This window comes from Corticibacter populi (assembly GCF_004217315.1).
Lineage (GTDB): Bacteria > Pseudomonadota > Gammaproteobacteria > Burkholderiales > Burkholderiaceae_C > Lampropedia > Lampropedia populi.
In genome coordinates, this window is sequence record NZ_SGWR01000005.1 from 34,793 (window position 1) to 46,785 (window position 11,993).

An 11,993-nucleotide genomic window follows, 5' to 3' on the forward strand; every position below is an offset into this window, starting at 1 on the left:
CGGGTCCGCCTCCCGCGCCTGCTTGGCGCAGGTGATCCTCCTCCAGCACTCCCCCGCCATGCAGATCGGCCCTTTCACGCCTGCCAATCGCCTGTTCGTCGCTCCCATGGCCGGGGTGACGGACCGGCCGTTTCGCATGCTGTGCCGCCGGCTTGGCGCCGGCCATGCGGTCAGCGAGATGGTGACCTCCCGGCCCGATCTGTTCCAGAGCCTCAAGACCTCGCGCCGCGCCAACCATGCCGGAGAGCCCGGGCCGATCGCGGTGCAGATCGCCGGCACCGATGCGGCCATGATGGCCGAGGCGGCGCGCTACAACATCGAGCGCGGCGCGCAGATCATCGACATCAACATGGGTTGCCCGGCCAAGAAGGTCTGCAACAAGTGGGCCGGCTCGGCGCTGATGCAGAACGAGCCGCTGGCGGTGGCCATCGCCGAGGCCGTGGTGGCTGTCTGCGCGCCGCATGGCGTGCCGGTGACGCTGAAAATGCGCACCGGCTGGTCGCAGCAGCAGCGCAATGCCACGGTGCTGGCGCGGCGCTTCGAGGAGGCTGGCATCCAGATGCTGACCGTGCACGGGCGCACCCGCGAGCAGGGTTACCGGGGCGCGGCGGAATATGCGACGATCGCCGCCGTCAAGCAGGCGGTGCGCATTCCGGTGGTGGCCAACGGCGACATCGGCAGTGGCGCCAAGGCCCGGCAGGTGTTGGCAGCCACCGGTGCCGATGCGCTGATGATTGGCCGCGCCGCGCAGGGGCGGCCCTGGATCTTTCGGGAAATCGCCCATTTTCTGGAGACAGGTCAAGATTTGCCCGCGCCTTCGGTAGTAGAAGTGCGGCAGTGGCTGCTCGATCACCTGCTGGACCATTACCAGCTTTATGGCGAAGCCAGTGGCGTGCGCAGCGCACGCAAGCACATCGGCTGGTATCTGCATGGCGTGCCCGGCGGCGATGCATTCCGGCGCCACATGAACACGATCGAAGAGGCGCGCCTGCAATGGCAGGCAGTGGCGGATTTTCTGGGTGAACTGGCCGCCCAGCATGAACAATGGCCAGCAACCATCGAAGACAACGAGAACAGGATCAGAAATGGCGAGCCTGCTGGGGCGGCAGCCCCGGCCCGGCAGGCCCGCCATGACGCAGATGCTGTGTCCGAGCAAGAAGAATTGAGCATATGAGCCTGAATATCGAAGAATGTGTCCGCCAGAGCCTGCGGCAGTATTTCAGTGACCTGGGCGAGCAGACCCCGTCCAATCTGTATGAGATGGTGCTGCATCTGGTCGAGAAGCCGCTGCTCGACGAGGTCATGCAGCAGGCCGGCAGCAACCAGTCGCGTGCGGCCGAGTGGCTTGGCCTGAACCGCAACACACTGCGCAAGAAGCTGCTCGAGCATGGCCTGACCCAGGTGGCCGAGCGTGTCTCGTAAACTCCCAGCGGGTGTCCGGTGAGCGTCGATCAGCCGGCTGCCCGCAGCCCGGCCGGCTTGGCCTTGCTGCTGTCCTTGCCGCCGCTGTTCTGGGCTGGCAATTTCATCGTCGGGCGTGCCATGAGCGGCACGGTGCCGCCGGTGACGCTCTCGTTCCTGCGCTGGGTGATCGCGCTGCTTTGCCTGCTGCCGTTCGCATTGCGGCCGTTGCGCCGCGACTGGCGGCTTTACTGGCATTACCGCTGGCGTGTGCTGGGCCTCTCCATCGTCGGCGTGGCCGCTTTCAATACGCTGGTCTACACCGGCCTGCAGAGCACCACGGCCACCAACGGCATTCTGCTCAACTCCTTTATCCCGATCCTGATTGCGCTGCTGGGCTGGCTGTTTTATGGGCAGGCCTTGCGCCGACCGCAGGCGCTGGGCCTGCTGCTGTCATTCTGCGGCGTGCTCACCATCGTCCTGCACGGGGATTGGTCGCGCCTGCTGGGCCTGTCGTTCGGGCGTGGCGACCTGATCGTCTTTTCGGCCATGGTGTGCTGGGCGGTCTATACCCTGTGGCTGCGCGCCATTCCGGCCGGAATCGACCGTACCGGCCTGCTGGCCGTGCAGATGGCACTGGCGCTGCTGGCGCTGTTGCCGCTCTGGCTGTGGGAGCGCCATGGCGGGGCATTGCCGGTGTGGACGGCCAGTTCATTGCTGGCGCTGGCCTACATCGGCATTTTTCCGTCGGTGCTGGCCTATCTGCTCTACAACTGGGGTGTGGCCCAGGCCGGTGCGGCGCGCGCCGGCCTGTTCATCCACCTGATGCCCCTTTTTGGGGTGTTGCTCTCGGCTGTGCTGCTGGACGAGCAGCCCCAGCCTTACCAGGTCGTGGGCATGGCCGCGATCCTGGCGGGCATTGCGCTGTCAGGGCGGCGCTGAGAACCTGTTGACGATCTTTTCATGGGTCACGTTGTCCCGACAGACGATGCGATGCAAGGCGCAAACCGCAGTCGGGCCGGTGGCTCGGCGAGGATTTGTCACACCGCAGAGCGCGCCTGCCGGGGCAACCCGAAGGGCAGGAGGTCAAAAACGCACCGGGCGGCTTTGCCCGCCTTGCCCAGACGTCCAGTCTGGGCTGCGACGGGTGTCTTGCCCACTGCGTTTTTGACCTCCCGCGTGACCCATGAAAAGATCGTCAACAGGTTCTGAGGCGAAACTGAAACTGAAGTCAAGAACGGAACGGCACTGGGGTGGAGGCGCAATGCCTCATTGCAGGGGAATCGATGCGTCTTATGCGTCTTATTTGTGCCTTCTGAGTGGGAGCTCAACCTCTTGCACCGAAACGGTGATCCCTGAGCAGGGGTGAGGGCTTCCGGGGTGTGTCCGTGGCGGCGGGAGCTTCCCCGGCCGTACTGACTGGTGCCGGCCGGTTGAGGCGGCTGCGCAGGCGCACCAGCAATATCAGCAGGTCTTCGTCCTCTGCTTCGTTTTCGACGGCACGCAGCATGGCACTGGCGTAGGTTTTGTCGTTGGCCATTTGCTCCAGATCAACGGCAAGACCGAGGTGCTTGCGCACATGCAGCTTGAAGCGGGCCATCAATTGGGCCAGTTCAAATTCCGATTCACTCATTTTGCAATGTGCCTCCAGTCTGCATCCGGAATGGATGGGAGGGGGGAAGCCAGAATCGTGCCAATGTTTAACGAAGTGTTAAATATGGTTCATTGGGTACGTGATGCCTGCCACTGACGCGAACGCTGGCCGAGCCTGTCTGCCCGCCCGTCGCCATGCCAAGCCGGCTGCCGCAGGCTTGGCGGCTCGTCATGGGGCATGGCGCCTACAATAATGGTTTTGTCCGCTCTCAGGCCTTTGACCATGTCTTTTACCGCCCTTTTATCCGTTTCCGACAAAACCGGCATTGTGGAATTTGCCCAGTCGCTGCAGCAACTCGGCGCACGCCTGCTCTCGACGGGGGGCACGGCCAAACTGCTGGCCGAGGCGGGTCTGGCCGTGACCGAGGTGGCGGAGGTGACCGAGTTCCCGGAAATGCTCGATGGCCGGGTCAAGACGCTGCATCCAAAGATCCATGGCGGCCTGCTGGCACGCCGTGACGTTCCCAGCCATGTCGAGGCGCTCAAGGCCCATGGCATCGACACCATCGATCTGCTGGTGGTCAACCTCTACCCGTTCGAGGCCACGGTGGCCAAGCCCGGTGTGACGCTGGCCGATGCGATCGAGAACATCGACATTGGCGGCCCGGCCATGGTGCGCAGCGCCGCCAAGAACTGGAAGGACGTGGGCGTGGTCACCGATGCATCGCAGTACGCCGAGGTGCTGGCCGAACTCAACGCGGGCCCGCTGAGCGATGCACTGCGCTTCAAGCTGGCGGTGGCGGCATTCAACCGCATTGCCCAGTATGACGCGGCCATCAGCAACTTTCTCTCGGCCGTGCAACTCGACGACAGCCGGGCCTCCGACGAGGCCTATGCCCCGACGCGCAGCGAGTTTCCCGGCCAGCTCAACAGCAGCTTCGTCAAACTGCAGGACCTGCGCTATGGCGAGAACCCGCACCAGCACGCCGCCTTCTACCGCGACCTGTATCCGGCGCCGGGTTCGCTGGTCACCGCCCAGCAGCTGCAGGGCAAGGAGCTGAGCTACAACAACATCGCCGATTCGGACGCGGCCTGGGAATGCGTCAAGAGCTTCGACGTGCCCGCCTGCGTGATCATCAAGCATGCCAATCCGTGTGGCGTGGCCGTGGGCGCCGATCCCTTCGAGGCTTACTCCAAGGCCTTCCAGACCGATCCGACCAGTGCTTTCGGCGGCATCATCGCCTTCAACCGCACGCTCGATGGCAAGGCGGCCGAGGCGGTGGTCAAGCAGTTCGTCGAGGTGCTGATCGCGCCCGATTTCACACCCGAGGCACAAGAGGTCTTCAAGGCCAAGGCCAATGTGCGCCTGCTGCGGATCGCGCTGCCCGAAGGCGGCGCCACGCCCTGGCTGCAGGGCCGCAACGCGCAGGAAGCCAAGCGCATTGGCTCCGGCATTCTGGTGCAGAGTTCGGACAACCACGTGCTCGCTGCCAGCGACCTCAAGGTGGTGACCACCAAGCAGCCGACACCCGAGCAACTGCAGGACCTGCTGTTCGCCTGGAAGGTGGCCAAGTTCGTCAAGAGCAATGCCATTGTGTTCTGCAAGGGTGGCATGACCATGGGTGTGGGGGCAGGGCAGATGAGCCGCCTCGATTCGGCCCGCATTGCCAGCATCAAGGCCGAACACGCCAAGCTCTCGCTGCAGGGCACGGCGGTGGCCAGCGACGCCTTCTTCCCGTTCCGCGACGGGCTGGACGTGGTGGTCGATGCCGGTGCCACCAGCGTGATCCAGCCGGGCGGCTCGATGCGCGACCAGGAAGTCATCGACGCGGCCAACGAGCGCGGCGTGGTGATGGTGTTCTCGGGCGTGCGGCACTTCCTGCATTGAGGCGCGGCAGGCGCCAGCCAGGCGTCAACCCTGCGCGCGCAGCAATCGCTGCACCAACGGCGTCGGCTCGACGTCCTGTGGGCGGCCATTGCGACGGTGGCGCAGGCCAATGGCGTGCCTTTTCTGGCCTTTCGCGCCGTCAGCTATCTGGCCGGTGGCCGCTCCAACGCCACCGATACCGACATGACCGCGGACACTGCCCCTGCAGCCCTGTCACCACGCGAACAGGCAAGCCAGGCTGCGCATGGCGATAATCGCGGGCTGACCCCGGCTTCCGCATGGCAACCTTGAATTCTCCGCTTCCCCATCTCCCGTCCCACCAGGATGGCCTGCCACCGGCCCAGCGCCGCAAGGCCGTGCTGGTGATTTTGCTCGGGCTGGTGCTGGTGGTGCTCGATGGCTCGATCGCCACGCTGGCGCTGCCCCGGATCGCCGCGGCCATGGATGTCTCGGCCGCCGATGCGGTGTGGGTCATCACCGGCTATCAGCTGGCGGTGCTGGGCTTGCTGCTGCCGATGGCCTCGCTCGGCGAGCGCATCGGCTACCACCGCGTCTACCTGCATGGCATGGTGGTGTTTGGCGTGGCCTCGCTGCTGTGCGCGCTGTCGCAGACGCTGTGGCAACTGGTGGTGTTCCGCACCGTGCAGGGCCTGGCCGGCGCGGCGGTGATGGGTGTCAATGCGGCGCTGGTGCGGCAGGTCTATCCGCTGGGCCTGCTCGGGCGGGGCATTGCGCTCAATGCCATGGTGGTGGCGGTTGCCTCGGTGGCGGGGCCGTCGCTGGCTGCCGTGATTCTCTCGGCGCTGAGCTGGCCGTGGCTGTTCGGCCTGAACGTGCCGCTGGTGGCTCTGACGGTATGGCTGGGCTGGCGCTGCCTGCCGCCGAGTGAGGCCCACGGGCAGACGCACATCGTGCTGCTGGATGTGATCCTCAACATTCTCGCCTTCGGTCTGTTCTTCTGGGCATTCGACGGCCTGAGCACGCGCGGCTTCGCCGACTGGCGGCTCACGTCCCAGGGTGTCAACAGCCTGGCGGCATTGCTGGTCAGCCTGTTCCTGTGGGGCTGGTACGTGCGGCGCCAATGGCACCTGGCCGCGCCCCTGTTGCCGCTCGATCTGCTGCGCATGCCGGTGTTTGCGCTGTCGATGTGCAGTTCGGTGATGGCTTTCAGCGCACAGATGCTCACTTTCATCGCATTGCCTTTCCTGTGCCTGACGATCCTGCACCAGACGCCGCTGCAGGCCGGCCTGGTGGTCAGCGTCTGGCCGGTGGCCATTGTGCTGATGGCCCCATTGGCGGGGCGCCTGATCGGACGGTATTCGGGCGCGGTGCTCGGCGGCATCGGCATGGCCATGCTGACGCTGGGGTCGCTGCTGCTGGCGCTGCTCTCGCCCGCGGATGCGTCGCCCTGGCAACTGGCTTGGCGCCTGGCGTTGTGCGGCCTGGGCTTCGGGCTGTTCCAGTCGCCCAACAACCATGTGATCCTCACCACCGGTCCACGCGAGCGAGCCGGCGCAGCCGGCGGCATGCTGGGCACCGGCCGGCTGACCGGCCAGTCGCTGGGCGCGGCGCTGGCCGCCGGCGTGTTTGCGCTGTGGCCGCCGACGCTGGCGCCGCAGGGGCCGCAGGTGGCCTTTGCGCTGGCTGCAGGCTGTGCACTGCTGGCGGGCATCGCCAGTTCGCTGCGCGCCCCGGCGGCGGCGCGGTCCTGAACCTTGCTGGCACAGCTACAGGCACAGGCACTGACGCAGGCGACGGCGGTGAGCTGCCAGCGCTGGTTTGGCCGCTCCCGTTGCCGGTGATTCCCACTCCTGTTTTCGGATATAGTGGCGTCCAATTCAAATAATACTCATAAAGAGCATTTTAACGGCTCAGCCATCCGAATGGAAAGGGACCGCGCCATGTCGCTCAAGGCATTCCTGCAATCGCGCAACATCGAGTTTTCGCTGCGCCGCTATGGTATCGACGCGCTCAATTACATGACGCTGGGGCTCTTCGGCTCATTGGTGATCGGCCTGATCCTCAAGACCGTGGGCGGGTGGACCGGGCAGGCCTGGCTGGTCGAGGCTGGCGCGATGGCCCAGCAGAGCATGGGCGCAGCCATTGGCGTGGCCGTGGCCTATGGCCTGCAAGGGCCGCCGATCGTGATCTTTGCCAGTGCCGCCATCGGTGCGCTGGGCGCCAGGCTGGGCGGGCCGGTGGGCTGCTTCGTGGCGGTGGCGGTGGCCACCGAGATGAGCAAGCTGGTCTCCAAGACCACGCCGATCGACATCATCGTCACGCCCGCCACGGCGCTGGCCAGCGGCTTTCTGGTGGCCCACTGGCTTTCACCGCTGATCGGCAACGTGCTGGAGGTGACGGGCAATACCATTCAGTGGGCCATGACCTGGCAGCCGTTGCTGATGAGCATCTTCCTGGCGGTGGTGATGGGCATGATCCTCACCGGGCCCACGTCCAGCGCGGCGTTGGCCATCTCGCTGAACCTGGGTGGCCTCGCCGGTGGTGCGGCGACCGTGGGCTGCGCCTCACAGATGATCGGCTTTGCCGTCATGAGCTACCGGGAGAACGGCTTCTCGGGCCTGCTCAGCCAGGGGCTGGGCACCAGCATGCTGCAGTTGCCCAACATCGTGCGCAATCCGCGCATCTGGATTCCGCCCACGCTCAGTGCCGCCATCCTCGGGCCAGTGGCTACGCTGCTGTTCGGCATGCAGAACGTTCCGACCGGCTCCGGCATGGGTACCAGCGGCTTCGTGGGGCAGGTCGGCACGCTCGCAGCCATGGGCGATGGCGCCAGCGTATGGCTCTCGATCGGCCTGCTGCACTTCCTGCTGCCGGCATTGCTGACGTTGTTGTTTGCCGCCGTGCTGCGGCACTGGGGCTGGATTCGCCCGGGGGATCTCAAGGTCAATGCCCGTATCTGAGAACCTGTTGACGATCTTTTCGCGAGCTACGTTGCCCCGGCAGGCGATGCGATGCAAGGCGCAAACCGCAGTCGGGCTGGTGGCCCGGCGAGGATTTGTAACGCCGCAGCGCGCGCCTGCCGGGGCAACCCGAAGGGCAGGATGTCAAAAACGCACCGGGCGGCGTTGCCCGCCTTGCCCAGACGGCCAGTCTGGGCTGCGACGGGCGTCTTGCCCACTGCATTTTTGACCGCCTGCGTGGCCCACGAAAAGATCGTCAACAGGTTCTAAGAAACGGCTGCTGGCGGTACACGTCGTCTGGTGGACCGGCCAGGCCGCGCCTGCCGGAATGGCATCTGGAAGGGGTGATCCGGGACAGGTATCATGGAACGCCTGTTCATCCGGTTTCCCATTTCGGTCCATGTTTTCAAACAGTCACTTCCCCCGCTTCGGTCGCATCGCCTGCGGGCTGTGCGCGGTAGCACTGCTGACGGCCCTGGCTGGGTGCGGCTCCCCCTATCTGGGCGTGGGGGTGCCGGTAGGGCCGGTGTCAGTGGGTGTCGGAGTGGGTAGCGGTGGTGTCTCCGCCGGGGTTGGCACCGGTGCCGGACCGGTGGGCGTCGGGGTTGGTGTGAACCAGCGCGGCCAGGTCAGTGGAGGTGTCGGGGTCGGTGCCAGTACCTCGGTGGGCGGGGGGGCACGCGTGGGGGTGGGCACCGGTGTGGGCACCGTGCTCTACGATCCCGATCGGCCCGACGCCAGGCCGTTGCATGCCCAGCCGGCAGCTTCGCCGGTGGCGGGGCCTGCTGATGTGCGCGAGCCCCAGACCGATGGCGAGCGCCAATGGCGTGGAGCGAATGGCGAGTTGGTGCCGCCATGTCGCGTGCATGGCGGCTGTGCGGACAATGCCGCTCCAACTCCATATTGACCATTGGTCGATCCTTCGATCGGTGCATCGGTGTGGCTCGCCAATGGCCCTGCATGATTTTTTGCACTGCCTCGTCCCGGCCTTGATGGCTTGAGGCAAGATGGCGGCTTTCAACCCGGGGTCTTCTCAGCATGGCCAACACCGAGATCGAATTCAAATTCTGCATTCCGCCTGAGCAGCACAAGGCCGTCGAGGCGGCAGTGCGGCGTGGCAGCGTCGAGCGCACCCGCCTGCAGGCGCGCTACTTCGACACGGCCTCCAGTGTGCTGGCTCGCCATGGCATCGCCCTGCGCTTGCGCAAGGAAGGAAGCCGCTGGGTGCAGACCGTCAAGGCCGCTGGCGAGGGCAGCCTGCAACGCCTGGAGCACAACGTCGATCTGGGCGTGGCGTGCTCTGGTGCGCAGCCCGAACCCGATCCGTCCCTGCATGCCGATACGCCGGCGGGGCAGTTGCTGCTCAAGACCCTGTCGGGCACCGATGAGCCGCTGGGCCTGACCTATGAGACCGACATCTGGCGTCTGACACGCCTGCTGCGCATTCCGGGCGGCTGGGTCGAGCTGGCGCTCGACCAAGGCTGGATTCGCGCGCAGTCACCGGAAGGAGGACGGCGCCGGCGCGCTCCGGTGCTGGAACTCGAGCTGGAACTGGTCAAGGGAGAACTGGCCGGACTGACGGCCCTCGCGCAGCGCTGGGCCAGCCGACACGGCCTGTGGCTGAGCACCGTCAGCAAGGCCGAGCAGGGCGAGCGTCTGCGCGCGGGCATCACGCGGGTGCCGGCGGTCAAGGCAGAGCCCACGCGCTTTGCAAGCCGGAACCCGGGCGGACGCGAGATCGTGCAAGCGGCCGTGGCCTCCTGTCTGGCGCAGATTCTTCCCAATGCCAGCGAAATCGCCGCGGGCAGCGACGATGCCGAGCAGATCCACCAGTTGCGCATCGGCATTCGCCGCTTGCGCACCGCCTTGCGGGAGTTGGCGCCACTGGCGCCGCAGGCCATCGACCCGGGCTGGCAGGCGCCGCTGGTGGCGGTGTTCCGGGCGCTGGGAGAACTGCGTGACCGGGACGAGGTGCTCGAAGCCACGCGGGCGCAACTGCTGGCGGCGGGCGGCCCGCCGGTGGCTTTGCCGCCGGCATCCGGTGGCCCTGGCGCGCAGGCGATCGTGCGTCATGCGGCCTTTCAGAGCGCCCTCGCGGGCCTGGCAGGCTTTGCGGCCGAGTCCATTGCTGCCGATTCAGTCTCGGAGCCACAGGGTGGTGATGCGACCGGGCTTGACGCTGATGCAGCCATGGCGCTGCTGCGTCAACGTCTGGCGCGCCTGCATGCGCGCAGCGTGCGTGCAGGCAAGCGGTTTGCGAAGCTCGCGCCGCAAGAGCGGCACGCGGCACGCAAGCGGCTCAAGCGGCTGCGTTACCTGGGTGAATTCGTCGGTGGCTTGTTCGACAGGTCGCAGTCTGCGCGCTATCTGGCCCGGCTGCGGCCGGTGCAGGATGCGCTGGGCCACTACAACGACGAGGTGGTGGCACTGCAGGTCTGGCGAGAGTTGTGCGACACGCAGCCACAGGCATGGTTCGGCGTGGGCTGGCTCAGCGCCCGCCAGCCACAGCTGGTGCGCGATTGTGCCGACAGCCTGCGTAGCTTGAGCGAGGTGCCGCGCTTCTGGTCGCGGTGAGCGCAACGTGATGGAGCGGATGCAGCGGCGTCCGCTCAGAACCCGTTCACGAAAAGACCGTGAACAGGTTCAGGCCTTCTTGGCGCCGGTCTCGAACAGGCCCACACGCAGGTCATGGGCCGTATAGATTTCCTGGTCATCGGCCAGCAGGCGGGCGTCGCCGATGGCCATGATGAGCTTGCGCTTGATGACGCGCTTGATGTCGATCTCGTAGGTGACGAGCTTGACGTCCGGCTTGACCTCGCCGGTGAACTTGACCTCGCCGGCACCCAGCGCACGCCCCTTGCCCGGCAGCTTCAGCCAGGTCAGGTAAAAGCCGATGAGTTGCCACATGGCGTCCAGACCCAGGCAGCCAGGCATGACCGGATCACCCTTGAAATGGCAGTCGAAGAACCAGAGATCGGGCTTGATGTCGAGCTCGGCGGTGATCCGGCCGAGGCCGTGGGAGCCGCTTTCATCGTCGATATGGCTGATGCGATCGAACATCAGCATCGGGGGCAGGGGCAGCTTGCCGCTGTCGGGGCCAAACAGCCGGCCCTCGCCGGATGCGATCAGTTGCTCGTAGGTAAAGGATTCAACCATGTCTTTGTTGTTGGTGAAAGCGCGCGCCTGATCTCCAGCACAGAACCAGGGAGTCAGCAGGACAAAACGGTTGAGTATATCGCCTGCGTCCTTGGTGCGCGAGACCCTCTGCACACAAGGCAGGGCGATCGTGCGAATGTTTCCGTCATTCCCGCGAGGGAGGGAATCCAGGTGGCGTGGCCCTGGTGATGAAGACCGTCGCACCCATGGGGCCGACGTCACTGACTTCGGGGACGAGCACGGAATGACGAAAACATCCACCCGATAGCCCCGCGCACCGGGCTGGCGCAGTGCCGAGCGGGAAGGCGCATGAGTTCATGCAAATGAGTTTTATTGCCCTTCGATACAATCATCATCTTGCCCAACATCATCAGGCTGCATGGCGCAGGATCCTCACATCGTTTTTCTCGGCCACCGTCAGGAATTGCTGGCGTGGCTTATGCGCCATCTTCGCGAGCGGGAGCAGGCCGAGGATGTGGTGCAGGAGTTGTACCTGCGCTACGTCCAATATGCGTCCACCCACGTGATAGAGGACTCGCGCGCTTACCTGTTCCAGATGGCGCGCAACATGCTGATTGATCTGAGGCGCCAGCAGCAGGCAAGGCCGACCGAGTCGCTCGGCCACGACGAATTGGTGCTGGTCTCTGCGCCTGACACCGCACCCGGGCCCGAGCAAATTGCGGCCGCACGGTCGCGGCTGCGCCAACTGGTGGCGTGTCTCGAACAGCTGCCGGAGCTGACCCAGCAGATATTTCTGCTCAATCGGGTCCATGACATGAGCTACAAGGAAGTCGCCGACCAACTGGGGGTTTCCGTCAGTACGGTCCAGAAGCACCTTACGCGTGCCCTGGCCCATGTGACCGAGCGGATGAAGCCCCACTGAGGTGTTTTGCACATATCCAGCCCACCATGACCACTCCAGGCCCTGCCGACGCCTTGATCACCCGGGGCATGAATTACGCGATTGCGCCCGTGCATACGTCTTCATTGCATCGACCACAAAAAACGGCCGACAGCAGCGTTCCCGTCATCCC

The 11,993-nt window shown here is 65.4% G+C and carries 11 protein-coding genes; 9 read left to right on the top strand and 2 right to left on the bottom strand.

The genetic code is table 11. The features are described from left to right. The first annotated feature begins 58 nt into the window (after positions 1-58). Genes dusB through EV687_RS16745 form a run of 3 tightly spaced genes read left to right on the top strand, consistent with a single transcriptional unit; the run spans position 59 to position 2,343 of the window. A complete protein-coding gene (dusB, locus tag EV687_RS16735; RefSeq protein WP_122231327.1) occupies positions 59-1,174 on the top strand; it encodes a tRNA dihydrouridine synthase DusB in 1,116 nt (371 codons plus the stop codon). Further along, the gene (locus tag EV687_RS16740) at positions 1,171-1,422 is read left to right on the top strand and encodes a helix-turn-helix domain-containing protein (RefSeq protein ID WP_122231329.1); all 252 of its coding nucleotides are present in this window, start codon (positions 1,171-1,173) and stop codon (positions 1,420-1,422) included. Before dusB ends, EV687_RS16740 begins: the two co-directional genes overlap by 4 nt. Before the next feature lie 18 nt (positions 1,423-1,440). Further along, positions 1,441-2,343 carry a DMT family transporter gene (locus tag EV687_RS16745; protein ID WP_122231331.1) on the top strand — a complete coding sequence of 301 codons (903 nt, stop codon included), beginning with the start codon at positions 1,441-1,443 and terminating at the stop codon, positions 2,341-2,343. Positions 2,344-2,728: 385 nt separating this feature from the next. Here the strand turns inward: EV687_RS16745 and EV687_RS16750 are convergent, their stop codons facing one another. Continuing rightward, complete coding sequence (locus tag EV687_RS16750) at positions 2,729-3,034, bottom strand: hypothetical protein (protein ID WP_122231333.1); 306 nt, start codon at positions 3,032-3,034, stop codon at positions 2,729-2,731. A 243-nt stretch (positions 3,035-3,277) separates the two neighbouring features. On the opposite strand from EV687_RS16750, the gene purH reads away from it, so the two are divergent. The 5 genes from purH (at position 3,278) to EV687_RS16775 (ending at position 10,377) form a co-directional block, all read left to right on the top strand. Beyond that, entirely contained in the window at positions 3,278-4,882 is a 1,605-nt protein-coding gene (purH, locus tag EV687_RS16755) for a bifunctional phosphoribosylaminoimidazolecarboxamide formyltransferase/IMP cyclohydrolase (protein ID WP_122231335.1), read from the top strand. A gap of 278 nt (positions 4,883-5,160) precedes the next feature. Continuing rightward, positions 5,161-6,594: an MFS transporter gene (locus EV687_RS16760; protein ID WP_122231339.1), complete on the top strand. Its 1,434-nt coding sequence runs from the start codon at positions 5,161-5,163 to the stop codon at positions 6,592-6,594. A gap of 189 nt (positions 6,595-6,783) precedes the next feature. Then, positions 6,784-7,803: a PTS sugar transporter subunit IIC gene (locus tag EV687_RS16765; RefSeq protein ID WP_122231341.1), complete on the top strand. Its 1,020-nt coding sequence runs from the start codon at positions 6,784-6,786 to the stop codon at positions 7,801-7,803. Between the two features lie 400 nt (positions 7,804-8,203). Continuing rightward, on the top strand, positions 8,204-8,710 hold the full coding sequence (locus tag EV687_RS16770) for a hypothetical protein (RefSeq protein ID WP_122231343.1): 507 nt from the start codon (positions 8,204-8,206) through the stop codon (positions 8,708-8,710). Between the two features lie 131 nt (positions 8,711-8,841). Next, positions 8,842-10,377: a CYTH and CHAD domain-containing protein gene (locus EV687_RS16775; protein WP_122231345.1), complete on the top strand. Its 1,536-nt coding sequence runs from the start codon at positions 8,842-8,844 to the stop codon at positions 10,375-10,377. Between the two features lie 69 nt (positions 10,378-10,446). Here EV687_RS16775 and fabA read toward each other — a convergent pair whose 3' ends face one another. Next, on the bottom strand, positions 10,447-10,959 hold the full coding sequence (gene fabA, locus EV687_RS16780) for a bifunctional 3-hydroxydecanoyl-ACP dehydratase/trans-2-decenoyl-ACP isomerase (RefSeq protein ID WP_122231664.1): 513 nt from the start codon (positions 10,957-10,959) through the stop codon (positions 10,447-10,449). A gap of 379 nt (positions 10,960-11,338) precedes the next feature. On the opposite strand from fabA, the gene EV687_RS16785 reads away from it, so the two are divergent. Then, complete coding sequence (locus EV687_RS16785; RefSeq protein ID WP_122231347.1) at positions 11,339-11,842, top strand: RNA polymerase sigma factor; 504 nt, start codon at positions 11,339-11,341, stop codon at positions 11,840-11,842. The last annotated feature ends 151 nt before the right edge of the window (positions 11,843-11,993 follow it).